Raw genomic sequence first — 22,574 nt, forward strand, 5'->3', positions numbered from 1 at the left:
ATTTTTTATTATGAAACAAATATTTATGTTTGTATGTAATCATATAAAAACTATCGAAAATGGAAATTAAAAAAATTGTAATATCGCCGAATAATCTAAAGGCTATTGCTTTTTTTGATGACTTGAATAGGAAGAAAGCCGAAACTTTCAAAAAAATCGATAACCTTCCTTTATTCAACAAGGCAAAAAAAAGCAAATAATTGCCTGATCAATACTACTCTTACTTTGAAGCCGAGGAACAGGATGGCAGTATTTACTATGTATTTACTACTGACCATAATCTTGGTTATACTGTATACTTCAACATGGATGAATACACTGGCTATGTAAACAATTATCCTTTATTGCTACAAAAAGGTTATGCCTTTGGGTTTCATAAAAAGAAATTCAATGCTGACTCAAAAAACAAAAATGACGAATTAGTAGCCAGTACAATTTATAAAATTTGTTTAGACTTTTTACAAGAGCAAGGAATTGAAACAGTTCTTTTGTATCATTGTGATGCAAACGACGGAAAACAAGCGTGTAGAAATAAATTATTTAATAAATGGTCTGATACCATAGTTAAAGCTAACACAATAGTAAAACATTCAATAGAAGTTGTAATAGGCGACGACACGGATAATAAAAAGGAAATGTATTTAGGTTTTCTAACATTAAATGAAAATCCATTAATCGAAGAAATAAAAACAGAGTTTAACGATTTTTCAATTAATTTAATCGCTCCCAAGGAGTAATCAACTTGTCTCTACTGATAGATAGTTTTCTTTAAAAGATTTCAGGTGATTTTGGATGACAATCATACTGACAAACTACTGTCACCATCACTAAAAAGAATAGCACCGATATTTGTACAGTTAGATCGTCTGAATCAGAATTTACAGGATTAAAAGATTATCAAAATTTTTATCCTGATAATTTAAGAATTCTGATAATCCTGATTCAGACAACATCACGGTACTGACAAACTACTGTCACCATAAGTCGGAGTGATAGTGCTGATATTTGTATAGTTCCAATTGAAAGGTCATGCTGAACTTGTTTCAACACCTCTCATTAAGGTTTATATGTTGCACAAATGCTCATCTTTAGAGATCCCGAAACAAGTTCGGGATGACAATTACAAGTTACTGACAAATTACTGTCACCACAACCAAAATAAATTGTTCCGACCTTTGAATTATGCCAATCGGCATTCAAAACCAATCTTTTGAACCTTGATTATAATGATTAAAGGATTTCACGATTTTTAAATCAAGCAATCGAAAATCCTAAAAATCAAGGTTCAGTCAACTAAACCAGCGCATTCACTAAATTAATAACTCACTAATTAAAAAATGAAGATATATCTATATGATACCGAAACGGATTGCATCGGAACGGGCAGTTTATCGTCGGCCTACATCCAAACCCAGTTGCAGATCGCTGCCGGCGCAGATCTGGAAGTGCACATCAGTTCGGTAGGCGGCAGTGCCTTCGATGCCATCGCCATTTATGACCTGCTGAAGAAGTACCCCGGCAACGTAACCACTTATATCGACGCACTGGCAGCTTCGGCAGCATCAATCGTAGCCATGGCAGGCAGCAAAATAGTGATGAGCAAATATGCGTTGCTCATGATTCACAAACCAATGATAGGCAGCGGCGGCAATGCCGATGAGCTTTTAAAAGATGTGCAGATGCTGAATGTAGTGCAATCACGACTGGCGCAGATCTATATGGACAAAAGCGGACTGGACAGCGTTACGGTTAACAGTTTAATCAATTCCGTTACCTGGATGACAGCCGACCAGGCGCTTAACCTGGGCTTTATAGATGCCATTGAAGATTACGCCGAAACCATCATTAACAGCGCGCTCATCAAAAAATACACTGATACCGCCCCAGCTGTTTATCAGCGTTGCATCAATAAGATCTTAACCCAAAAAACAACTATGAACATGGACAACCGAGAACTAATGGAGCGCACCACCTCCGTTTTAGACAAGATTATGAACTTTTTTAAGAAAGTGGTCAACAAGCAAACCGTTACAGACAAAGGTTCCCTGCACCACAGCGGCGATCTTTGCGAAGGCACCGAAGTTTACCAGGACGAGGACATGACCACCCCTGCCATTACAGACACCTATACCACAGCCGACGGCGAGCAATTGGCTATCGAAAAAGGTAAAGTACAAAAGGTATCGCCGGCAGAGATTGTCGATGAAGACGAAGAAGAAGAGATGCCTGCCGACAAATTTAAAAAGACCCGTAAACCCGCCGATGTACAAAACGATATCAAACAATTTAAGGCCCGCCTACATGCACAAAACGCTTTATTGGCTGAGGCTAAAGCCGCTTTAGAAGAAGCCAATACCCGCCTCACTAAAACCCGGGAGGAGGTAAAGAACGAAATAAAAAGCGACTTCACCCCGGAAGGATCTAAACGCAGCAGCAAGGCAAAAACAGAAACCCAACCCTTTTTTGCCCCACAAAGTGCCCTGGCACAAAATGCTGTAAAGAAGGCGGTGGGGAAATAAAAAAGAAATTAATAACTACAGCAGAATAAACTAACATTGATAAGAGTTACATGAACGCCTGCATCCCTTTTATCAGATCTCTAACAGTATCATAACCACCGATAATTTGTTTGGCAGGGCTAAACTTGCTGCCAATGGTCAATAAGGTAATGCCCGCAAAAAGAGGAACGAATAACAGCCAATGAAAATGCCAGAATACTGGCACGATGATGATAGCAAGCAGGAAAAAAAGAAGAAAAACACTACCCGCTTTACTGATTCGATTATCCTCAAACTCAAATTTTGTTAAGGAACCAGGTGCCAACTTGCTTACTTCCTCTAAAATTATAGCACCGTGTTTATAAAAAAGTGGCGGGAATTTAGAGCTTGGACTGATATGTTGAATATCGACACCGCGGTCTTTTAAGTTACTGATGAGTGTTTTGAAAATTGCAGCAGATATGCAAGGCTGCCCCATCATTACTATGGGCGATACGTTTTGCTTTGTTGCGTAGTCAGCTATATAACGGCAAAATCCCAGCAGCGAAGTTGTCTTTGTCGACAAGATCTCTTCCAACTCCTCTAAACATGTCGGAAGCTGAAATGTGTCATGATAACACTTAGCTAAGCTTTTATAATTTACCAAATCGCAAGTCTCTTTCCACTCCTTAATAGTGGTCTGGAAGGTCAAATCTTCGCCCGGATAAACTTCTGGATCAAAAACCGCCTGACAATGATAAAAATCATTCAGTATCTGCAGAATTTCATCGGGGTTATATTTTGAATGCTCCATAGCTGTAACTAATACTCAAATATATAAAACATCGGATAACAAGTAACCTGCACTTAACCAATTCCTACTGCTTAATAAACCATCTAACTAAATCAACAAAAAAAAGAAATGGCTCAATTTACATTTACAAACAACACCTATGCCGGTGAAGCGCTGGCGGGTTTCATGGCAAGCACGCTGCTGGAGGCCGACTCCGTAAAGCGTGGACTGCTAACTGTTATTAACGACGTTAAAGCACGCAAGGTGATCCTTGATGTAGACGACGATGTGGTACTGCAAGACCCAAGCGGCCTGTTTACAGACCAGGGCACCACAGCCGCCCAACATGAAAGCTACCTTGACCCTGTAGTGTATGAATTCATGAAACAGGAACAATGGGACAAGCTGGTACAATCATGGGAAACCCAGCAGTTAAAGCCCGGTGCTTTCCAGGATTACGAAGGTGTAGTTGACCTGAGTGATTTTATGGTTCAACGCTACCTCACCAAGATACAGATTGCTAACGAGCGTTTGTACTGGCTGGGCAAAGGCGCTACTAAAGAGGCGGCTTTTACCGCTCCGTTCACCGGTTTATTGCCAACTATAGCCGCTGCAAGCGGCGTTTATAAAGTAGGTTTGGGTAGAGCGAATACGTCGATGGCAGCTTCAGCCATAAGCGGCACGGGGCAGGTAACCGTTAGCTCTACCTCTACACTCAAAGATGGCGATGTAGTAACTATAACTGCCGTAACCGGTACCAGTAAAGATACAACAAACGGCGGCGCAGGTATCGATGTGCAGGGACAATCGTACTTTATCCAGGTAGCAAGTGCCACTACCTTTAAACTAGTGCGTAATTACAACGAAGTAAACACCCGCAGGCCGGCTACGTTCAGCGGCTCTTCAACCGCTGCTACTGTAAGTTACATTAACAGCAGTAATGTGCTGGATGTGTTAACCGGAATTTACGCCCAGCTTGATCCTGCCGACCGCAGCCAGGAAGATTTTAACTTGCAGATCCCGCTTCACGTTGGCTATGCCTACGCACAGGCACAAGCTGATAAAGCAGTTAATGTATTAAACGCCTTTACTGATCCGAAGAAGATGGATTACCTGGGTGTGCCGCTACAACTCATGAACCACTGGCAGGCCAATACCATTTTGGGCGCTCGTTCATCAAACCTTTTCCTGGGTGTTGATCTGCTGGGCGATGCTTCAGAACTATCTACCGTTTATATGAAGCCTTACACAAACGATAACGTAGTACGGATGAAAGCCCGCATGAAAGCCGCCGTAAACTACAAGTTTGCTAACGAGCTGTTTTACCTGAGCGCCTAAGGGCAATTAGCGAGTTAGTGATTGAGTGAATTAACGATTAATCAACTCAATCACAACTCCTACAATTCACCAAATCAATAATTCAATAATTAAATTATGTCAATTTACAATAAAATAAACGCGGGCTTTAGCCTGGGTACGGCCGGGCCCGTTACATCGGGCATCGAAGATGTGGTCTACATTTTTAATCAGGATGATATCACCCTCACTTACGATGTGGCCAACCCATTGATCGTTACAGGTCTTACTGCGGTAAGCGCAGCTAAGGTTTACAAATTCGAGGGCACCAATAACAGCTTCAATACCACGAGCAAGCTGGCCAAAACCCAGGTGGGCCCGCGTTATACCGAAGAGATAGACTTTAACATTGCCGGCCTCTCTGTTGATGTTAAGGCGCAATTGATGGCCATGGGCTACGGCCGTGTTAAGGCAATTACGGTAAACAATTACAAAGACAGCGACTCGGCAATCGAATTATTTGGCGCGGTAAACGGGTTGATCGTAACCGAAGCAGAACGTAATGCCGCAGACGAAACTTTGGATGGCGGGTACAAAATCAAGTTAACCAACCCTGATAAATTGAAAGAACCCTACCCGCCACGTGCGGTTTCTATCGCACCACAAAGCGGCACAGCGACCTACGCGAGCACTATTGCCGCGCTGGAAGCATTGGTAGCGTAGTTCAAATTATTAGTCATTAGGTCATTGAGTCATTTTAAGATGGTTAATGAACCAATGACTGCGAAGCAATGACCTAATGACTAAAAAATGAAAAAATACAACTTAAAACCCGGCAAGCATCAGTTCGCCCCGGGTTCGACAGCGGTGCATGTTAACGACAATTTAACAGATGAGGAAGCCAAATGGTATCTTAAGCAATACCCGCATATCGTATCACTATTTGTTATTAGTACGGAAGGCGGGAAGTCCGAAAGTCAAGGAGACATAAAAAGCAGCAGGCCAAAAGTCAAACGAAAGCGAATCTCAAAACCAACCGCTAACTCACTAAATCAATAATTCACTAATTAAATGAAGACCTATTTACCACAAATAGAACGGCGTATATTGGTAAGGCCTAACCAAACCTTCGGCATCCTAAATTACGATATGGATAACGCCTATCCTCAACGTATGCTGGAGCTGGTGGCACAATCGCCCACAGCCAAAGATTGCTGGAACAAGCGCACCAAATTTATTGGCGGTAATGGTTTTGAAGAAGCCGCTTTAGGTAAGCAGATCGTTAACGATAAAGGTTTAACCGTAGCCAAACTACTGAAAGCTATTGCCAAAGATAAAGCGCTGTTCAGTGGATTCGCTATTCATGTAAACTACAACGCCAACTTCAAGATAGCCTCGGTTAATTATGTAAAGTTTGAGGATGTGCGCATAGGCGATACCGACAATACCGAAACCTCAGACAAGTTTGCCATCTACAGCGATTGGGGCCGCAAGACATGGAAAAACATCATGCGCAGCAAAATTACCTTTATGGATAAGTACAATCCAAACGAGCTTGTGATCAAACAACAGGTAGAAGCCGCCGGTGGATGGGAGAAATATAAAGGGCAACTATTATATTTCAACCCGGAGATAAATGATTATCCGTTAATTGAAGCCGATTCGGTTTGGGAAGATTTTGAAACTGAGGCTGGTATAAAGATCTTTAATAACCGTGAGGTGACTACAGGCTTTCTTCCATCAACCATGTTGTTTATGCAATCGCGCCGCAAAGAGGCCGACAATAGCTCAAATATTGCCCATGGTGTAGACGCACCGTCGCAGTTAGAGAAAGACCTGGGCATTTTCCAAGGGGCCAAAAGCGCTCAAAAAATAATAGTGATAGAGTATGAGGACGAAAGTGCTAAACCGGAGTTTCAGCCATATGCTATTCAGAACAACGATAAGCTTTTCGAAAGTACAGAACGGTCCGTTGAAGCGAGGATCATTAAGGGATTCTCTGTACCCAAAGAATTGATCAACGCCGAAAAAACATCCGGTTTAAGCAATGGCAGTGAGAAAAAGCAGGCGATATCCGAATTAAACGATAATACCGCCCCCGACAGGGTGGAGCTTAGCGAAGCACTGGCAGGTTTATTCTGTCACTACCATACCGATATCAATCAAACCGGCAATTGGTCTATCACCCCCATCCCCGCAAATATTGCTGATGAGGTAGCGGGGATAAAAGCGGGGGCAGCAATTAATCAATTGCTGCAATCAACCCTCCCGACCCCCAATAAAATTGCCGCATTGGTTTACGCTTACGGCTTTAAACAGGCCGAGGCAGAAGCAATGTGTGCCTAAACACGCCAGCCGGCGATAAAAACATCTAAACAAAAAAACATGAAGAAATTAAAAATTTCTCCGCCGGCTGGCGGAGGTTGGAGGGCATCGCTATGTTAAATTTAATAACCCTGGCCACCCTGCAACGCTACGAAGATATTGCTGCTAACGTAAAGCCAGAACGGATAAAAGTATTCATTCAAAAAGCGCAAGAGTTGGATTTAAAGCCGTTTTTAGGCTACATTTTGTTTTACGACCTGATCAAACAGCTTGATATCGATGGTACTTTAAAAGATGACGCCCCCCAGCACTATAAAGATTTGCTAAACGGCAGCGAATACCTGGACGAGCAAGGGCATATTGTATTACACCAGGGCTTGTTACCGGTGCTATCCTATTTTGCATTCGCCCGGTTTATTGAAGCTGATGCTGTGCATTATACAGCTACCGGCCCCGTAACCAAACGCTATGACAATGCCGATGCTGTACCGATGAAAGACATTGTAAAGCTGGTGCAACAACAGCGAAGCACAGCTAACGCCTATGCAAACGAGGTAGAGCGGTTTCTGCTGGACCATCATGAACAATTCCCGGTATGGCATTACAATCGCAGAAACAAAAGCGCCAGGCAAGCAGGGCCGCGTATCCGCAGTGTTGATATTTCAGATCTCAACTACCCAGCAGACAATTTTGATCTTAACCAATTTCTAACTGATTATTTAATCTAATGGCCACAGATAAAAAAATAAGCGAATTACCTGTATCATCCGGTTTAAACGCTAACGATATATCTGTTCTGGTAAATAACGGTGTCGATTACCAGTTTTCCATCAGCCTGCTGCTACAATACTTAACAAGTAACTTAACATCGGGCGCGGCTATTACTTTCGGGGCGATATTACCACAAAACAACACCGGTAAAAATGGTGATGTATTCCTTAAAACAAGTACCGGTCAGTTCGCTCAAAAAACATCCGGGATATGGACAGTGGTCTACACGCTACCGCAGACGGGTTCCGGTGACGGCACATTGCTTTTTGGATTAGGGCCTCCCTTAATAGCGACAGGCAAAAATGCAGATAGTTACATCGATACGCTTGAGGGGATTTTCTACCTAAAAAGTAGCGGAAGCTGGACACAGGTTTTTTCGATGCAAACCGGCCCTCAAGGCCCAATGGGTTTAAAAGGCGATACTGGCCTGCCAGGGATAAACGGCAAAACAATTTTAAGTGGTCTCCTAAACCCATCAAACGAGTTAGGACTAAATGGAGATTTTTATATCAATACTAATACCTATACCTTTTTTGGGCCTAAAATAGCGGATTCTTGGGGTAATGGAATAAGTATGTTTTTTACACCTTCCGAACCTTATGTTTTTGAATTTACCGCAAGCTCAGCCAATCCAATAGTAATAAATAACTGGCAATCTGTTTTTTTTCAAAATTATGGCAATGGGGAATTCCTGGTGCAGATTTCAGACGAAGATGGTAACCTTCAGGATCGACCGGATATATCTGCTAAACGATTTGTGAATAGAGCTTCGGGAATACCAATCCAAACAGCAATCAGTTTTGACTTTCCCGAGTATCCTGATGGGCAGATAATTATAAAATACTCAAACCTCACTTTAATATGAAAAAGCTTTTATACACATTAATACTTATGCTTTATGCCGTGGGCTTACGGGCACAAGATATCCCACCGAATGCGCCTACAGCAATTAGTCCAAATTTTACCTGGTATAAAAAGATCACGGCAGGCGATACTTCTTTCTTCGCCTACAGCAATGGAAACTGGGTAAACTTTGCACGAAGAAACTGGGTGAAGAAATACGTAGATAGTATTTCAGCAAATAAAGCTAATTTATTAGGGGGGAACTCTTTCACCGGGCTCAATATTTTTCAGGACCTAGGCGCAAGAACAATAGGTTTATCGTCGTACGGAGGCTCATTAATACCGGGAGATATAAGCGCGGGAAACTTAAAGGTCAGTTCTTTTAATAACGGGCCGTTTTTAGGGTTGACTACTTACAGAAACTCAACAGCAAAATTCCGCGCCGGTGAAGTAGCGGGCGGCGGGTCATACGTTATTCAAAAAAACATAGGCTTTGGCAGTGAAAATTGGGTTAACGTGTTTAAAACTGATAGCACAGCAGTAACGGCATCTAATGGTTTGATGCAGGTGGGTAGTGATATACAATTGGGTGGCAATTTAACACAAAATACAACTATTGAAGCATTAAATAAAGTGTTCACAATATCGGGGGGAAATGCAAGAGGAAATTTTATATTTCAAGCAAGGGCCCCGGCGGGAAACGCGGGTGACCCTGACGAATTGCCGCTCATTGACTTAGGAGTAAATACAAGCACATCAATTTCAGGACTTAGCGTTTTTCCTTCCGCAACTAGTATTTACACAATAAGCCCAACTACGGGGCAACAAAGTGGCATTAGTTCAGATTTATCTATTGTAGACCAATTAAATAGTAAAGGTTTACACTACACCGATAATTACAGATCAAACTTCACTGATTTATCTTTAGTAGATAAAGGCTATGTTGATAGTTTAAATATGGCCTATGCTAAATTGAGTGGGGGTAATACATTTGACGGCTTACAAATATTTAATAATGGTTTCAATACCCCATTTAATAGCTATTCAACGTTTCTGGGGCAGGCTCAATTTAATGATTTTGCGTTTTTTGAGAAAAATCTTCAATTACAACAGCAATCAGCAATTAGGTTTTCTTCTATTTATACCGCCGGTCGTGATGCTTATATATCGCATACAGACGATGGTATAAACCCCGTTGCTTTGCGTTTTTCAGTTGGAAGTTCGGCTTACTCTACCCCTAATAAAGTTGGTGCTTTTACGCTAGCAACAACAGATGATTTTATTTCGCTTGTTCCATATAGTGGTGCTACAAATAACTTAAATCTTGGAGGGAATGCTTTAGTTTTAGGAAGTAGTACGCAAGTTGGAAGCAATCCATCAACTCCGTGGGGGGGACAAATTGCACCTGGCTCAGTATCAATGAATATCACTACTTACGGTCGTAATGGACTTAAGATTGCCGGAGCAATTACGGGTAACGAAATTGCATCGTTTAATGACCTTAATGGGAATGCGGACAATCCTGGTATTATCTTTAGGGTTCCTACTCATTTATTAAGTAACTTTTTAATAGATGGGAATACTTCTCTAAACGGTAACGTGAATTTTACAAATGGGCCAACAGTTCATTTTGATAACCCAGCTTACGTTGGCAAGATACTATCTGTAGATGGCTCTGGATATTTACAGGCGGCAAGCGATGAGGACTACGCAAAGGTAAACGCAGATAATGGTTTCAATGGAACCCAGAAAATAACCGGAAATAATGGCACAGCGATTAATGTTATAACTGGAGCGACTAATCTTAAACAAACTGGAGTTGACGGTTATTTTTTAGCGAGCGGTGGTGGTAATTTCGACGTAAATAAAACAGGTGCTAATATTAATCTTACTGGAACTGTTAATTTAAACGGCGAGATGCGCCTTTCAGGGGGCGACTTTAATATAGACGGAAGAAATATTTATACAAACGGTAGTATCTTTATAAATAGCTCACCTGTTTATAGTTTAGCGTCTAATGATGCGCGTTATCAATCAGCGGGAAGTTATTTATTAACTACAGGCGGTACACTTACAGGAGACTTAATACTACCTTCAATCACCCCAACCAATGCTTTATCAGCAGCTCCTAAAGGCTATATTGATAATTTGTTAACCGGCATTACCTGGAAGAACGCTGTGCGCGTAAAAACTACCGGAAATATAACGCTATCGGGTACACAGACAGTTGATGGTATAGCCTTAGTTGCAGGTAACCGGGTATTGGTAGGAAGCCAGACAGCGCCGGCCCAAAACGGTATTTACCTGGTAGCTACCGGTGCATGGACGCGTGTTTCGGATGCTGATGAAAGCGCGGAGTTAGAGCAGGCCACCGTACTCGTTACTGTTGGCACGGCCAACAAAAACACGCAATGGACTTACATCGGCAGATCAGCGCCAGTAATCGGCACCGACCCGATTTATTTTGGACAGATTAGCGGGGCAGGTACCTATACAAACGGTAGCTTTTTGAGCTTATCGGGTAATGTGTTTGATGCTAATCTCACAGCCTTTGATGGCCGTTACGAAATATTGTCTAACAAAAAGACTACGCTTACTAACTCCTCAACGGATTACCCATCTACAAGCGCGGTAACATCTGCACTAACCGGATATGTGCCCACGGCCCGGACAGTGGCAGGCTTCCCTTTAACATCGAACGTTACCTTAGCCGCGCATACAATGGGTTATGGGTTTTTAGGTGGTAATTACACCGGAGCAACTGCAATAAATACGGCGATAGATACAGCGGGAGCCGTTGTGAGCAGGCTCAATTTAGCTTCGCAAATGCCGTTGAAATTATCTAAAACTGACACCACTGCCATGCTCGGCACCATCGTTCATAAAGCCATTGATGAAACTATTACCGGTACAAAAACGCTAACTAAAACATTGAAGGGCATATCGTTCGAGAATTCATCAAATGCTAACTTCTCATCAGTTTCAACGACAGCAACCGGGACGGTTATATCCAGAAATGTTGCAGATGGTAATATTCCTTTGATTGTAAATAACGTATCGGGCAGTTCATTTATCCAACAGTGGCAGCAAAACGGAACAGGCGTTGCGGGCATCAATACTAATGGCACTTTTTATCTTAATGGGTTTTCCAATACGGCTACAACCAATAATGCGTATTTGATCTTACCAACTACAGGAGCTGTTATATCAAGAAATCAGGCCGATGCCAATCCTGCATTAATAGTAAATCTGTCAAATGCAGGCGCAACTGGTAATATACAACAATGGCAATCATCGGCTGGTGCTGTTGCCGTACTGAATAATGTAGGTAGTTTTTCTACAACTGGACGTATTAATATCGGTTCAACTGCGAGTCCACAAGCTTTATTCCAGATGTCAAATACAGCTTATTCAAGTGGTAGTGCTTTTAGCACATTGGGTTTGGCAAGTAGACAAGATAATATCACTTTAAATAGTTTTGCAGCTACCACTACTTCTGCGTTTGCCGCAGTAAACAGCTTGGGAATAGCTACGCTGACTGCTAATAATAACCAAACGATAGGCACTACAGCAACTTTATACATAGCTGGCGCACCTGTTTTATCAAATGCTGCTGGTGGTACATTAACCACAACCAACGGCGCTTACGCACTGTGGGTAAATGGCGGGAATGCGTATTTCGGCAGTTCCATGATCAGCAATGGCCCTATTCTACAGAATGTTGCTAATGCTTACACATCGGGCAGCTATAGCACATTGGTAAGGAATGCGTCCGGCAGGTATGAAACGATCGACCTCACGGCCTTTAATTCAACTACCACCGCCTTAAGTTCTGCAAATCTAAACAGCACATACCCATCGGCCGCGCTGGGTTTCCGGGTAATCTGCGGAAATATCACAGCTGGGGGTATGGTGTATCTCAAGTACGCGGCAAGTACCTGGTTGGCTATAGCAGCTCCTGTTCAGCCATAAATAATCTTTAAACTTTAATTATACAATCATGAAAAAAGCAATTTTATTAATCGCCCTGGCGGGCACAAGCTATTCCGCAATGGCCCAGAAAAAACCGAAAGCGGACTCAATGGACGTTCAAAAGCAAGAGTTTACAGTCGATCCGCAAAAGGTTTATCAGATTCCACTCACACTAAACGCCGAAGCCATTTACGCCATCACCCTTTCGGCCGACGACTGGGCGCAGGTCAAGACAAGTCCCAAATTGTCTGGCGAACAAATTACTCGCCTGGAGCAATTGGCTATTGCGGTAAGGAAAGCGATTACCGAAATACAGCAGAACGCCATTCAAAAGGACTACGAAGCTTTTGAAGTTGCTAAAAAAGAAAGTTCTAAACCCCCTAAATAATTTAATCATGGAAAAAAAGTATACCGTTTGGGAGCGTATAACAAATGACACTCCTTCATTTTTTAAAAAAGCCCAGGTATTCGGAGCAAGTTTAGTCGTATTGTCTATCTCTCTGGCAGAAAACCAATTAATTCCCAGCCATATTATAACCATAATCGCCTCAATCGGTGGAACAATCGCGGCCATAGCCCAATTTGCGGTTAAGCAATATGAACCCTATAAAAACATATCGAATGACAACACTAAGTGACAATGGTATTGCTGTAATCAAAAACTTCGAAGGGCTAAGACTAAAAGCGTATCAAGATACTGCGGGTATTTGGACTATTGGCTATGGATCTACCCGATACCGCTACGGCAAAACTATCAGGCGCGGGGATTACCTTGCCAACGAAGCTCAGGCACTTGCCTTACTTACCGACACTTTGACAGGGTATATGAATGCTGTTGAAAACCTTGTTAAAGTGCCCTTAAATCAAAACCAGTTTGACGCCCTTGTTTCATTCGCCTATAATGTTGGTACCGGCGCTTTGAAAAAATCAACCCTGCTCCGCAAGTTGAATGCAGCAGATTATGAAGGCGCTGCATATCAGTTTTTGTTATGGGATAAAATAACAGAACCAAGTACCGGCAAAAAGATGATTTCTAAAACACTATCTGCCCGGCGTAAGCAAGAACGTGAACTTTTTTTAAAACCAATTTAATCATCATGACCACTTTTGAACATCGTGAGTTAAAGGGTATCACTATAAAGAATATTGTGGTTACCATTATCAGCACAGCAAGTATCGTTATTTCTATAATGACCACTTATTTCGAACTTAAAAGCGATCTCCGCGATGTGCGTATGCAACAAGAAGCACAAAACAGAGTGAACGAAATCCGCCTGAGAGTTTTAGAAGGCCAGGTGGCACTTTTACAGCGCGAAGTTGAACACATAAAAATTAAAAAAATATGAGTATAATATCTTTTCTAAAACGCTTCTGGCTCAATATCAAATCGCTATTTGACAGTTTTCCGTCATCTATTAAGACAGCAGTGCATATTGGTGTTACTGTAACAGAAAGTGTAAAATTGTTTGTCGATTCGCCGCTGGCAGATGCTTTGACAGCGATCATCCCTGGCAATATTGATGACACAATTAAACAAGCACTGAGAAAAGAGTTACCGACTATCCTAATAAATTTAAAACTGGCTGACGATTGTGGACAATTTAGAGATGCACAGCAGATAACGAAATGCGCAATACAAACTTTACAAAATTTGGATAGCAGTATTAAAAGTAGCTATTTGCACAACCTATCTGTATTGATAGCTCAATTAGCGTCAGACAGTAAGCTGTCTTGGAGCGACGGAGTTTGCATTGTTGAGTGGTACTATCAGCAGCGATATAAAAAGGCCTGATAAGTTAAGGTAGTGCCCAGGAGCGGATTCGAACCGCCACATCCTTACGAATGCCACCCCCTCAAGATGGTGCGTCTACCAATTTCGCCACCTGGGCTCTCATATAAGCAGAACGTCTTAAATTAAAAACCTTAAATAAGATATGCTTATTTAGAACTTCTAATTTAAGACGCTCATTTTTGTGGATGTGCCCGAAGAGAGACTCGAACTCTCAAGAGACAATTCTCAACGGCTTCTGAGACCGCAACGTTTACCAATTTCGCCATCCGGGCATTATGAGGCTGCAAATATAATTTTTTATCCTATGCTATTAAAATAAATGAAAAAATATGCAACGGCTTTGTAAAACGCCTTGTAAAAGGTAACTTCGATATACCAATTACAATTTTATGATCAAAAAAGCATGTTTAGCCATCTTATTTATGGCCGTTTGTACGTTAACTGTATCTGCCCAAAACGCTGATGCTATTTTAGGAAAATGGCTAAGTCCTACCAGCGAAGGGCAGATACAGATTTATAAAAAAGGCAGCAAGTTTTTTGGCAAATTGGTTTGGATGAAAGTGCCTGATGAGGATGGCAAACCTAAACTGGATAAGTTTAATCCTGATCCCACACTGAGATCTCGGCCTAAATTAAACCTGGAAATCCTGAAAGATTTTGTTTACGATGGCGACAATGTTTATGAAGGCGGCACTATATATGACCCTCAAAGCGGCAAAACGTATAGTTGCAAAATGACTTTAAAAGGGGATATACTTAAAGTTCGCGGATATATGGGTATCTCATTACTGGGTAGAACAGAGAACTTTAGCCGGATAAAATGAAAGTAAGTTACCTCATTTGTTTGTGTATAATATCTTTATTGCTCCCCAGGGTTTTAACAGCGCAAACTATAACACTTGTTAATCAGAGCGCTACGAGTAGCCTAAGAGGGTTATCTGTTGTAGATAATAACATAGCTTGGGTAAGCGGCAGTAAAGGTACCGTTGGTGTTACAATAGACGCAGGAAAGACTTGGAACTGGCCGGTGGTTAAAGGTTTCGAAAAAGCCGACTTTAGGGATATTGAAGCTTTTTCTGACAAAGAGGCTGTCATCGTCAGTTCCGGCACACCGGCACTCATTTTAAAAACCATTGACGGCGGGATAAATTGGAAGCTTTGTTATCAAAATAACGACAAAGCATACTTTTTAGATGCACTTGAATTTAATGGCACAAAGCACGGGGCGGTTTTGGGCGATCCAATAAATAATAAATTTCTAATTCTGGAGACTTTTGATGCTGGTGATACATGGGCACTTGCCAAAACCCAACCCCTTGCACTGCCCGATGAAGCGGCGTTTGCCGCCAGTGGCACTTGTTTTAGGAGAACCAAAAATACTTTCTCGTTAGTTACCGGTGGTAGTAACGCCCGCTTAGTAACTTTGGATAAAAATGTTAAAAACAATCCGGTTGCAGTAAACATCCCCATTTTACATGGTAAAGGTAGTCAGGGAGCATTCTCTATCGCTTATGGGAATAAAAAAACAATTATTGTAGGCGGCGATTATTCAAAAGATAATAGGATAGACTCTGTTGCAACCTACAGCATCAATAGTAAACCGGCTCTTGCCATACAGCAACCTGCTGGTTTTCAATCATGTGTTGAATATTTAAATGATGATATTTTTATCGCAACAGGTACACCGGGCAGTAACATAACTTCAGATGGAGGTAAAACTTGGCGTAAAATTGATGTAACAAGTTACAATGTTTGCCGTAAAGCGAAACGTGGTAACCTCATTTTGTTTGCTGGAGATAGAGGAAGAATAGGAATTTTTAAACTTTAGTTACTGACAATGAACACCTTATTTTATACTTTAAAATAAATTCGGAAAGGGCTTGCAGGGAATATCTGAAAATCCTATATTTGCACCACTTTAAACGGAAACGCTAGCAGCAGCGAAAAGTTAAAAAGTTGATTCCGTAGCTCAGCTGGTAGAGCATAACACTTTTAATGTTGGGGTCCTGGGTTCGAATCCCAGCGGGATCACTCTATGGGACAACACAGAATTTCTGGTCGTTGTCCCATTTTTTTTGTTCTGTAATTCCTTGTTTATCAGTTAAATAAAACTAAATATATCCCCTGTCTTCGCGGTTCGAACTTTCAAATCCTCAAATGTGAATTTTTCGGGGTATATCGAACCAATCAGTTTCCGTTTTCCGTAATGATCAGATTTACAATACAATGCATCAATAGAAGTAAGCTTCGCCATTGCGGAATCCAGCGTTTTCTCCACCTCGCTTACGCTCATGTTGTTAGTTCTCAACTCGCTGATCTTACTTTCGAGTGTTATGATCTCCCGATCCGCTTCCACTTTCACCGCACGGAAATCAGCGGCATCTATATCATCATTCAATAACAGTTCCCTTGCCTTGGTTACTTTGTTATTTAACGCGGTTATACGGTCTATAAACTGCTTCCTGCTGTTCCCGGTAGTTTGATGCTCGTTTTTATAAACGTCCAGTATAACCGATTTAAACAGCGCAGCGGCATCTGGACTTAATACATAGTCTTTCAAATGTTCCTCAAATATGCTGTTAGCTTCTTCTGCCCGTGTCCTATACCCGCAGGTTGAGTTGCAGTGATAATAATGGTAATGGGCGGTTCTTCCTTTTGACGCACTGCCAGTAAGCACCTTACCGCACTTCGGGCAGTTTATAAAGCCTTTTAAAGCTAACATATCCTGCGTTACGATCTTGGTCTTCAGTCTTCTTTTACGTCCTTCCAGCACATCCTGTACCTCGTAAAAAACGCTTGGCTTGATCAGCGGCTCATGCTGGCCGTCCACCATATAGCTTTCTTCCTCTTTTAGTTTAGGGATAACGATCTTCCCGATGTAAACCGGGTTTCGCAAAGCATGCCAGAAATTGTTCTTGCTGCATGGAAGCCCTTTTGCCTTTGCCTGTCTATAGATTTCCACCACTGTATTTTGGCCTATGCTCAATTCGTCAAACGCCCATTGCAGGACGGATGCTACCGGCTCATAGGGTACGATAGTTTTCCTTCCGCCATCTAATGTTCTGTTCTTATAGCCTACTGGTGCAGTCGCCATGTATCTGCCTTCCTTCCTTGCCCTGCGCATCCCGTAGAACACGTTTAAAGCCCGCCTGTCGTTCTCAATCTCCGGTGCTGTTAGATAGATCGCCAGCATCATCTTATTTTCAGGAACTTCCATATCAAGCGGCTGCTCGATGGCTTGTGGTTCTACTCCCAGTTTTTTTAAGGTAGCGATCATCTGGTAAGCATCAGGCGCGTTACGGCTGAAACGATCCCATTTGGTGAACAACACCAGGTCTGTCTTATTTTTCTGCTGGCGTAGGAAGCCGAGCAGCTTTGTCCATTCGGGGCGAATGAACGTTTTTGCCGAATGATCCTAAAAAATGATCTTCCGTACCGTTATCTTATTGATCTCGCAGTATTTTACTAATACCTCTTCCTGGTTACGCTGTGAGTAACCTTTGTCGGCTTGTTCATCGGTGCTTACACGTATATATAAATCTGCTGTTTTCATGTCTTAAAGTTCTGATTTACATTAATTTAGCAAAAAAATACATCAAATCCAAGACTTCTCGCGCTTTTTTTTCATCTATTTCGACCCCTGATTTTTTGAGGATCGCTACTGCATCGGCCGAGTTTATTTTCCGCTTTTCCTTTGTTCCAGTTTCCATTGTTTCCGATTAAGAAGCAATGATGAAGGATTTGGGAGAAACCTTATGACAAGCATTTCGGTACTACCGAACAATAAGCTGACGGCTTCGGGCCGGGTTGGTCTTTATTATATCTGCACTAAAAAGCAACAATTAGTAATTAGTATTGATTTTGTTATCAGTTAAACTAATAATTTATAAGACAGAGTTATAGGAATTGATTTTTTTTCAGCCAGCTATTTGTTTCTTTTCCGCAGGTGTAACGAGGTACAAGTTATTCCTGCTTTTCAGCGAGGCTGGCGGCGTAATGAATGTAGCGTGCATACGCGTGATGTAATGAGCCGCTTGCCGCAGCTGCAATTCCCGAAGAAGGTTAAAGAACACTTGTCAGCTTGTGCCGCTCATAAACCCTTTTCGCTGCACCTAACAAAGCTTTTCCATTGCCCGACAACATCACTACGTCGCTATGATTGGCCTTATACCCATCTTTATACCTTACGTTGACATAAGCGTGTTTAAGCACACCAAAAAGGGATCGGTAAAGGTGGTAGTCCAAACCGAACACGGCGGTGATATCGGTTGTAAACATTTCAATAATGGCCAGCAGCCGTGACAGGTTGTGGTTATTGATATCATAATTTAATACCGCACGTACTAAAGTAATAAGGACACATTCCGCACTTTGAAGAAGGCAGAATAACGCAGCGTTATCCGCTTCCTGCTTTAAATGAAACTGAGCACCATTCCAAAAGTCCGTTGCCAGCTTATACCAGTGTTCCCATTGGTTTAGTGAGTTGTCATTTATAAGATCCGTCAAAGGCAAGGCAGACGGTCATAACAAATCTCCTGATAAATATGCGGGCGAACGGGTAAGCGCAGTATTCATAAACCGGTTGCCACGCTTTAAGCCGGTAAACAGCGCGGAGGAATGATGTACCAAAGCGACTACGTTGGCTGTTTCCCTGCAACTGTCTTCTATCATCCCTGCCAGTCCCTGTGACTGCCGCTGTTCCTCGTTATCGGTCAGCACGAGCAGATAAAGTTTATTAAGAGGTGCAGCACCCAAATAGACAATTGCTTTTACCGAATTGATTTTATGAATGATGATCGATACAATGCTGCTGATCAACGCACTTTGCTTTCCCTGCAAACCACTGTCAAGCTGGTACATCGAAACAGGGATTGCCTCCCTTTCTGCCGAAGACAGGTTAGCAGACAGCGAAAAAAGCACTTTTTCTTCCTTAACATCATTTCTTAGTGAAGGCTTTGCTGAAGTTCTTTGGAAAATGAACCAAGCGGCATCAAATAGTTTTTGCAGGTTTTCATTTACGGTAAGCAGATCTTCCGCTTCCATAAACTCCCCGGCGGGTTTAACCGAAAGGCCATACTCCAGCCAGTCATACAAGTGTTCCCTATATTGCGGCAGGTTATACTTACCAAAGAAGGCTTCTAAAAATAGGTAAGGGTTAAGCTGCTGCTCTTTAGTGAGTGACAGGGGATAATAACTCCATGCTCTTTGTTCAAACGAAAGCGTTTCGTCCGTTACCGATACGTCAGGCTTCCCTTTCATATCCTTTAACAGGTGTACGGCTTCGACCAGGCTTATGGTCAGCTTGTGAAAATAGAGCAGGCCTGACGGGCTACTTGCCTTTTACACTGAAACAGGTAGCCGGGAACTATGCAATTGATGTATGTTTAGATAGCAAATACAACAGTATTAAAGGGCAAACACTTCTTAGTATCAACGGAATATCTCGTAAAGAACTGGTGCAAAAATGTGCGTTAGCAACAACCGGATTTCCCGAGCAACGCACGGCAACGGCACTCCGGCAGTTTGGTTATTTATATCCTTGGGCATCCAAATTAAAAACAACCTTTTTACTAAAAACTAACAATGGAAAATCGTTCAATATTACCGGGATAACACTAAAAGAATGGGATAATTATTTAGCGATTAAAGCTAATAAGGCAGATTGTGAAGAACGATTTTCCTATACACGACATAATGACGCCGGTTACATTAATGCATGTTCTTTTGACGTAAAGCCGAAAGGTAAATATAGCTTAGATTCTATCAAACATAAGATTGACGGTATTTTCAGGCAGATCAAACAAGATGGAGTGAATAAGTTGGTGATTGACATAAGCCATAATGAAGGTGGCAATTCATCTGTCGGCGACTATCTTATAAGTTATATATATGGCAAACCATATATGGATTATCAAACCAATTGGAAAAGAAGTGACGAATATTTGCAACTGTTGAAGTCTTGGGGTATAGAAAATCCAAGCTACGCAGCTGAACCTGTGGGAAAAGTATTACGCTACCCATCTGAACAAGTAAATCCGGAGATTGTGCCAAATACGTTTTCAGGTAAGGTGATAATTGTCATAGGCCCAGCAACTTTTTCGAGCGCACTATCCTTTGCAACATTGATCAGGGATAATCATATAGCTAAATTAATTGGCCAGACTCCTGTCAACGGACATCCTAACGGATTCGGTGAAATGTATTATACTAATTTGCCACACACACAGATATTTGTTCGTTTTGGGGTAAAAGAACATATCAGACCGGCTGGTAAAATTAGTGACAATAATCTTAGACCGGATGTCGCCCTTACAGAATCACAAATGATGGATATTGATAAACTGGTTCGACAAAACTACTAATCTATAAACCATTCGCAAATCGCGAATTAGTCGATTTGGGTTGCACATTTGTTCACCGTTTATTTGTCCTTGCTTTTCGTTGCTTGTGCCTGTTCCTGCCATGAATAGCCTCATCATCTATATCATCCGCTATCTCAATACCGGGATAACTTTGTAAATCAGTATCAGCATAACTATTGCCGTCAGTGTCAATAGAACTATATTCCTCCATCTCCTTGTAACTGCCTGCTGATTGTTCGCTTTGTTCTCCAAGGCCGTTATCCTTTGTAGGGCCTGTTGCTGGCTGGCTGTCATTTCCCTGAGGAATTTCGTATTGGCTGTCGCGTTGAGCTGCATCTGTTCTAGCGTTTGAATCAGTAACGCCCGCTCTTCGTCCACTTGTGGATTGTTCTTCTCCTGGCTTTCCTGTACCTGTTGTATATGCTCCGTACTTTGCTTTTGTGCGATGGTTTGCAAGGCTAATTGCCTTGCTGTCTCTGTCTTGCTCATAGTCTATATATTTGATCAGCTACGCCCATTTAAACCGGTTACCTAATGCCTGCCCTTTGATCTTAAAGTCATTGATAAAATAAGTTATCCCGCTTATCCTGCCGGTGCTGGCCTGGTTAAAGAGAAGTGATATACCCGCTTGCTCGCTGCGGCTGATAAACTCCTGTAAGGTGAGTTTTCTCTCGTAGATGATCGGCTCAAGCAAAGCCTGTAAAAGGCTTTTGTCAGAAGGGATACCTGTACGGACAGTTTTTTCAATCTCGTTCTTAGTCAGTGACCGTTGGGTTGCACGGTTACGCTGCTCTGTTGTTCTCTTGCTGTAAAGTTCGGCTGTTATGTCGTTACCCGGCTCGCGGGTTATAAAGTTCTACTGCTGCAAGGTTCCGCTGTTATCCTGCGCTAATGATACCAGGTTATATTGTTCTTCCAAACTCCTCAATACCGAAAGGCTTTTACGGTAATTATTGCTGTCTGATACCACACTGCCGTCATACCTGATGCGGTTAACCAGTAAGTGAACATGCGGGTGGTCTGCATCATGATGCCGTACGATCAGGTACTGGTTATCATCGTAACCCATGGCTTTCATATAGTCAAAAGCAATGTCCAGTAAATTCGCATTAGTCAGGTTAGATGGTTTCTCGTCATTAGAAAAGTTGAGGCTGGTGTGCCAGACATATTTGCCCAATGCCGGCCGCAGCTGCCTGATCAGTTCTACCTCTTTCTTTATATCGCCCGGCAATATGGAAATGAAGCTGGTGGCTAATAACTCCGCCCGCTGCTTCCTATCCGGGTGGTTCAACTTTTTTAGATTATAAGCTAACGCACCCATAAAGTTTGATCCGAACTTTTCAACAGCGATAATCTAATAAATGTTGAATGATGGTTTGCTGCTGGGCAAAGAGTGCAATCAATACCTGTAGCAATCCTACCGCTAGTTTGCCGGAGTTCACCTGCCTGGTCAGTTGATTCAGGTTTACGCCGATACGGTTGAGTTCCGCGTATAATTGGACAGTGATTTTCGGAGTTACAGCTTTAGGGTAGTTGCCCGAGAAAAGACGATTCCGGACCAACACGGAAACATGCTGGCTGCACATGATACTGAGTTGTTCCAATTGCTTTAACTCGCCTTCGGTCAGGCGAACTACCAATACTTTTGATAGCTTCTGTTCTTTCTCTTTTTTAGGCCGGGCCATTTTGCTCATTTTGATTCGTAAGCAAAACTGCGGGTTAGGGAAAATCTTTTATGACAAGCATTTCGGTAGTACAGAAACATAAATATGGGCGAATGAAAATTCGCACAATACTTTCCCATTGTTTTTAAGTGTCTGCGGAACGGAGTGAGGTAGCAATCATGAGCATAGCGAACCCGAAGGCAAGTCGTTTTGGTATAACCAAAACATAACTTGCTTTAGACTATTTAGGGATTCAATATCAATTAGAATCGACGTTGA

At 42.1% G+C, this 22,574-nt stretch carries 28 protein-coding genes, 3 tRNA genes and 1 pseudogene; 19 read left to right on the forward strand and 13 right to left on the reverse strand.

The window, feature by feature from the left end; translation table 11 throughout:
• Window positions 1-59 precede the first annotated feature (59 nt).
• The 3 genes from IDJ76_RS15965 (at window position 60) to IDJ76_RS15975 (ending at window position 2,519) form a co-directional block, all read left to right on the forward strand.
• Window positions 60-200 carry a hypothetical protein gene (locus tag IDJ76_RS15965; protein WP_191164343.1) on the forward strand — a complete coding sequence of 47 codons (141 nt, stop codon included), beginning with the start codon at window positions 60-62 and terminating at the stop codon, window positions 198-200.
• Window positions 201-305: 105 nt separating this feature from the next.
• Window positions 306-737 carry a DUF6169 family protein gene (locus IDJ76_RS15970; protein WP_191164344.1) on the forward strand — a complete coding sequence of 144 codons (432 nt, stop codon included), beginning with the start codon at window positions 306-308 and terminating at the stop codon, window positions 735-737.
• A 600-nt stretch (window positions 738-1,337) separates the two neighbouring features.
• Complete coding sequence (locus tag IDJ76_RS15975; protein ID WP_191164345.1) at window positions 1,338-2,519, forward strand: head maturation protease, ClpP-related; 1,182 nt, start codon at window positions 1,338-1,340, stop codon at window positions 2,517-2,519.
• Between the two features lie 46 nt (window positions 2,520-2,565).
• Here IDJ76_RS15975 and IDJ76_RS15980 read toward each other — a convergent pair whose 3' ends face one another.
• Window positions 2,566-3,291 (reverse strand): hypothetical protein, encoded by a 726-nt coding sequence (locus IDJ76_RS15980; protein WP_191164346.1) that lies wholly within the window; start codon window positions 3,289-3,291, stop codon window positions 2,566-2,568.
• A 108-nt stretch (window positions 3,292-3,399) separates the two neighbouring features.
• On the opposite strand from IDJ76_RS15980, the gene IDJ76_RS15985 reads away from it, so the two are divergent.
• From IDJ76_RS15985 to IDJ76_RS16040, 12 genes are all read left to right on the forward strand, one after another.
• Window positions 3,400-4,608: a hypothetical protein gene (locus IDJ76_RS15985; protein ID WP_191164347.1), complete on the forward strand. Its 1,209-nt coding sequence runs from the start codon at window positions 3,400-3,402 to the stop codon at window positions 4,606-4,608.
• 96 nt (window positions 4,609-4,704) lie between these two features.
• Window positions 4,705-5,289, forward strand: coding sequence for a hypothetical protein (locus IDJ76_RS15990; RefSeq protein WP_191164348.1), 585 nt, complete (start codon window positions 4,705-4,707; stop codon window positions 5,287-5,289).
• 87 nt (window positions 5,290-5,376) lie between these two features.
• A complete protein-coding gene (locus IDJ76_RS15995; RefSeq protein WP_191164349.1) occupies window positions 5,377-5,625 on the forward strand; it encodes a hypothetical protein in 249 nt (82 codons plus the stop codon).
• 12 nt (window positions 5,626-5,637) lie between these two features.
• Window positions 5,638-6,912, forward strand: coding sequence for a hypothetical protein (locus IDJ76_RS16000; RefSeq protein WP_191164351.1), 1,275 nt, complete (start codon window positions 5,638-5,640; stop codon window positions 6,910-6,912).
• Window positions 6,913-7,004: 92 nt separating this feature from the next.
• A complete protein-coding gene (locus IDJ76_RS16005) occupies window positions 7,005-7,619 on the forward strand; it encodes a DUF6712 family protein (protein ID WP_191164353.1) in 615 nt (204 codons plus the stop codon).
• A complete protein-coding gene (locus IDJ76_RS16010) occupies window positions 7,619-8,527 on the forward strand; it encodes a hypothetical protein (protein WP_191164355.1) in 909 nt (302 codons plus the stop codon). The genes IDJ76_RS16005 and IDJ76_RS16010 overlap by 1 nt, the downstream gene beginning before the upstream one ends.
• Entirely contained in the window at window positions 8,524-12,477 is a 3,954-nt protein-coding gene (locus IDJ76_RS16015; RefSeq protein WP_191164357.1) for a beta strand repeat-containing protein, read from the forward strand. The genes IDJ76_RS16010 and IDJ76_RS16015 overlap by 4 nt, the downstream gene beginning before the upstream one ends.
• A gap of 28 nt (window positions 12,478-12,505) precedes the next feature.
• Window positions 12,506-12,865, forward strand: coding sequence for a hypothetical protein (locus IDJ76_RS16020; protein WP_191164359.1), 360 nt, complete (start codon window positions 12,506-12,508; stop codon window positions 12,863-12,865).
• A gap of 7 nt (window positions 12,866-12,872) precedes the next feature.
• Entirely contained in the window at window positions 12,873-13,115 is a 243-nt protein-coding gene (locus tag IDJ76_RS16025; RefSeq protein ID WP_191164361.1) for a hypothetical protein, read from the forward strand.
• Window positions 13,075-13,569, forward strand: a complete 495-nt coding sequence (locus IDJ76_RS16030) for a lysozyme (RefSeq protein ID WP_224746358.1) — start codon at window positions 13,075-13,077, stop codon at window positions 13,567-13,569. The genes IDJ76_RS16025 and IDJ76_RS16030 overlap by 41 nt, the downstream gene beginning before the upstream one ends.
• A gap of 5 nt (window positions 13,570-13,574) precedes the next feature.
• Window positions 13,575-13,823, forward strand: coding sequence for a hypothetical protein (locus IDJ76_RS16035; protein WP_191164363.1), 249 nt, complete (start codon window positions 13,575-13,577; stop codon window positions 13,821-13,823).
• Window positions 13,820-14,269 carry a hypothetical protein gene (locus IDJ76_RS16040; RefSeq protein WP_191164365.1) on the forward strand — a complete coding sequence of 150 codons (450 nt, stop codon included), beginning with the start codon at window positions 13,820-13,822 and terminating at the stop codon, window positions 14,267-14,269. The genes IDJ76_RS16035 and IDJ76_RS16040 overlap by 4 nt, the downstream gene beginning before the upstream one ends.
• Before the next feature lie 13 nt (window positions 14,270-14,282).
• Here the strand turns inward: IDJ76_RS16040 and IDJ76_RS16045 are convergent.
• Window positions 14,283-14,366: transfer RNA gene (locus tag IDJ76_RS16045), tRNA-Leu, on the reverse strand.
• Between the two features lie 91 nt (window positions 14,367-14,457).
• Window positions 14,458-14,541: transfer RNA gene (locus IDJ76_RS16050), tRNA-Leu, on the reverse strand.
• Between the two features lie 117 nt (window positions 14,542-14,658).
• On the opposite strand from IDJ76_RS16050, the gene IDJ76_RS16055 reads away from it, so the two are divergent.
• From IDJ76_RS16055 to IDJ76_RS16065, 3 genes are all read left to right on the forward strand, one after another.
• Entirely contained in the window at window positions 14,659-15,093 is a 435-nt protein-coding gene (locus tag IDJ76_RS16055) for a DUF2147 domain-containing protein (RefSeq protein ID WP_191164368.1), read from the forward strand.
• Window positions 15,090-16,097, forward strand: coding sequence for a WD40/YVTN/BNR-like repeat-containing protein (locus tag IDJ76_RS16060; RefSeq protein WP_191164370.1), 1,008 nt, complete (start codon window positions 15,090-15,092; stop codon window positions 16,095-16,097). Before IDJ76_RS16055 ends, IDJ76_RS16060 begins: the two co-directional genes overlap by 4 nt.
• 130 nt (window positions 16,098-16,227) lie before the next feature.
• A tRNA-Lys gene (locus IDJ76_RS16065) sits at window positions 16,228-16,300 on the forward strand.
• Between the two features lie 70 nt (window positions 16,301-16,370).
• On the opposite strand, the gene IDJ76_RS16070 is transcribed toward IDJ76_RS16065, so the two are convergent.
• The 6 genes and pseudogenes from IDJ76_RS16070 to IDJ76_RS16085 all read right to left on the reverse strand — a co-directional run bounded on the left by IDJ76_RS16070 (window position 16,371) and on the right by IDJ76_RS16085 (window position 19,528).
• Window positions 16,371-17,393: a recombinase family protein gene (locus tag IDJ76_RS16070; RefSeq protein WP_317173973.1), complete on the reverse strand. Its 1,023-nt coding sequence runs from the start codon at window positions 17,391-17,393 to the stop codon at window positions 16,371-16,373.
• Window positions 17,376-17,666 (reverse strand): annotated as a pseudogene (locus IDJ76_RS21025) (recombinase family protein); the annotation flags it as partial. The pseudogene IDJ76_RS21025 and the gene IDJ76_RS16070, both read right to left, overlap by 18 nt.
• Before the next feature lie 18 nt (window positions 17,667-17,684).
• A complete protein-coding gene (locus IDJ76_RS20855; protein WP_224746359.1) occupies window positions 17,685-17,822 on the reverse strand; it encodes a recombinase family protein in 138 nt (45 codons plus the stop codon).
• Window positions 17,823-17,838: 16 nt separating this feature from the next.
• Window positions 17,839-17,979 carry a hypothetical protein gene (locus IDJ76_RS16075; RefSeq protein ID WP_191164372.1) on the reverse strand — a complete coding sequence of 47 codons (141 nt, stop codon included), beginning with the start codon at window positions 17,977-17,979 and terminating at the stop codon, window positions 17,839-17,841.
• A 352-nt stretch (window positions 17,980-18,331) separates the two neighbouring features.
• A complete protein-coding gene (locus IDJ76_RS16080; RefSeq protein WP_191164374.1) occupies window positions 18,332-18,775 on the reverse strand; it encodes a HEPN domain-containing protein in 444 nt (147 codons plus the stop codon).
• A 15-nt stretch (window positions 18,776-18,790) separates the two neighbouring features.
• Window positions 18,791-19,528, reverse strand: coding sequence for a hypothetical protein (locus IDJ76_RS16085; protein ID WP_191164376.1), 738 nt, complete (start codon window positions 19,526-19,528; stop codon window positions 18,791-18,793).
• Here IDJ76_RS16085 and IDJ76_RS16090 point away from each other — a divergent pair.
• Complete coding sequence (locus tag IDJ76_RS16090; protein ID WP_191164378.1) at window positions 19,468-20,631, forward strand: S41 family peptidase; 1,164 nt, start codon at window positions 19,468-19,470, stop codon at window positions 20,629-20,631. The two genes, IDJ76_RS16085 and IDJ76_RS16090, sit on opposite strands and share 61 nt — an antisense overlap.
• 129 nt (window positions 20,632-20,760) lie before the next feature.
• On the opposite strand, the gene IDJ76_RS16095 is transcribed toward IDJ76_RS16090, so the two are convergent.
• From IDJ76_RS16095 to IDJ76_RS16110, 4 genes are all read right to left on the reverse strand, one after another.
• Window positions 20,761-21,120, reverse strand: coding sequence for a hypothetical protein (locus IDJ76_RS16095; RefSeq protein WP_191164380.1), 360 nt, complete (start codon window positions 21,118-21,120; stop codon window positions 20,761-20,763).
• 19 nt (window positions 21,121-21,139) lie between these two features.
• Window positions 21,140-21,325 carry a hypothetical protein gene (locus IDJ76_RS16100; RefSeq protein ID WP_191164382.1) on the reverse strand — a complete coding sequence of 62 codons (186 nt, stop codon included), beginning with the start codon at window positions 21,323-21,325 and terminating at the stop codon, window positions 21,140-21,142.
• Between the two features lie 162 nt (window positions 21,326-21,487).
• On the reverse strand, window positions 21,488-21,952 hold the full coding sequence (locus IDJ76_RS16105; protein ID WP_191164384.1) for a relaxase/mobilization nuclease domain-containing protein: 465 nt from the start codon (window positions 21,950-21,952) through the stop codon (window positions 21,488-21,490).
• 19 nt (window positions 21,953-21,971) lie between these two features.
• Window positions 21,972-22,325 (reverse strand): plasmid mobilization protein, encoded by a 354-nt coding sequence (locus IDJ76_RS16110; RefSeq protein ID WP_191164386.1) that lies wholly within the window; start codon window positions 22,323-22,325, stop codon window positions 21,972-21,974.
• Window positions 22,326-22,574: the final 249 nt, after the last annotated feature.

Origin of the sequence: Mucilaginibacter glaciei (genome assembly GCF_014773245.1) — a bacterium.
Classification (GTDB): Bacteria; Bacteroidota; Bacteroidia; order Sphingobacteriales; family Sphingobacteriaceae; genus Mucilaginibacter; species Mucilaginibacter glaciei.

Bases quoted from the DNA above. Each gene is read 5' to 3' on its own strand.
- IDJ76_RS15970 (WP_191164344.1), top strand. From the start codon at position 306: ATGGATGAATACACTGGCTATGTAAACAATTATCCTTTATTGCTACAA.
- IDJ76_RS16085 (WP_191164376.1), bottom strand. From the start codon at position 19,528: ATGAAAGGGAAGCCTGACGTATCGGTAACGGACGAAACGCTTTCGTTT.
- IDJ76_RS16075 (WP_191164372.1), bottom strand. From the start codon at position 17,979: ATGGAAACTGGAACAAAGGAAAAGCGGAAAATAAACTCGGCCGATGCA.
- IDJ76_RS16060 (WP_191164370.1), top strand. From the start codon at position 15,090: ATGAAAGTAAGTTACCTCATTTGTTTGTGTATAATATCTTTATTGCTC.
- IDJ76_RS16020 (WP_191164359.1), top strand. From the start codon at position 12,506: ATGAAAAAAGCAATTTTATTAATCGCCCTGGCGGGCACAAGCTATTCC.
- IDJ76_RS15990 (WP_191164348.1), top strand. From the start codon at position 4,705: ATGTCAATTTACAATAAAATAAACGCGGGCTTTAGCCTGGGTACGGCC.
- IDJ76_RS16105 (WP_191164384.1), bottom strand. From the start codon at position 21,952: ATGGGTGCGTTAGCTTATAATCTAAAAAAGTTGAACCACCCGGATAGG.
- IDJ76_RS16025 (WP_191164361.1), top strand. From the start codon at position 12,873: ATGGAAAAAAAGTATACCGTTTGGGAGCGTATAACAAATGACACTCCT.
- IDJ76_RS16090 (WP_191164378.1), top strand. From the start codon at position 19,468: ATGCTCTTTGTTCAAACGAAAGCGTTTCGTCCGTTACCGATACGTCAG.
- IDJ76_RS16010 (WP_191164355.1), top strand. From the start codon at position 7,619: ATGGCCACAGATAAAAAAATAAGCGAATTACCTGTATCATCCGGTTTA.
- IDJ76_RS20855 (WP_224746359.1), bottom strand. From the start codon at position 17,822: ATGAAAACAGCAGATTTATATATACGTGTAAGCACCGATGAACAAGCC.
- IDJ76_RS16070 (WP_317173973.1), bottom strand. From the start codon at position 17,393: ATGCGCAGGGCAAGGAAGGAAGGCAGATACATGGCGACTGCACCAGTA.
- IDJ76_RS16095 (WP_191164380.1), bottom strand. From the start codon at position 21,120: ATGAGCAAGACAGAGACAGCAAGGCAATTAGCCTTGCAAACCATCGCA.
- IDJ76_RS15985 (WP_191164347.1), top strand. From the start codon at position 3,400: ATGGCTCAATTTACATTTACAAACAACACCTATGCCGGTGAAGCGCTG.
- IDJ76_RS15975 (WP_191164345.1), top strand. From the start codon at position 1,338: ATGAAGATATATCTATATGATACCGAAACGGATTGCATCGGAACGGGC.
- IDJ76_RS16000 (WP_191164351.1), top strand. From the start codon at position 5,638: ATGAAGACCTATTTACCACAAATAGAACGGCGTATATTGGTAAGGCCT.
- IDJ76_RS16040 (WP_191164365.1), top strand. From the start codon at position 13,820: ATGAGTATAATATCTTTTCTAAAACGCTTCTGGCTCAATATCAAATCG.
- IDJ76_RS16005 (WP_191164353.1), top strand. From the start codon at position 7,005: ATGTTAAATTTAATAACCCTGGCCACCCTGCAACGCTACGAAGATATT.
- IDJ76_RS15965 (WP_191164343.1), top strand. From the start codon at position 60: ATGGAAATTAAAAAAATTGTAATATCGCCGAATAATCTAAAGGCTATT.
- IDJ76_RS16055 (WP_191164368.1), top strand. From the start codon at position 14,659: ATGATCAAAAAAGCATGTTTAGCCATCTTATTTATGGCCGTTTGTACG.
- IDJ76_RS16030 (WP_224746358.1), top strand. From the start codon at position 13,075: ATGAACCCTATAAAAACATATCGAATGACAACACTAAGTGACAATGGT.
- IDJ76_RS15995 (WP_191164349.1), top strand. From the start codon at position 5,377: ATGAAAAAATACAACTTAAAACCCGGCAAGCATCAGTTCGCCCCGGGT.
- IDJ76_RS16015 (WP_191164357.1), top strand. From the start codon at position 8,524: ATGAAAAAGCTTTTATACACATTAATACTTATGCTTTATGCCGTGGGC.
- IDJ76_RS16035 (WP_191164363.1), top strand. From the start codon at position 13,575: ATGACCACTTTTGAACATCGTGAGTTAAAGGGTATCACTATAAAGAAT.
- IDJ76_RS16110 (WP_191164386.1), bottom strand. From the start codon at position 22,325: ATGAGCAAAATGGCCCGGCCTAAAAAAGAGAAAGAACAGAAGCTATCA.
- IDJ76_RS15980 (WP_191164346.1), bottom strand. From the start codon at position 3,291: ATGGAGCATTCAAAATATAACCCCGATGAAATTCTGCAGATACTGAAT.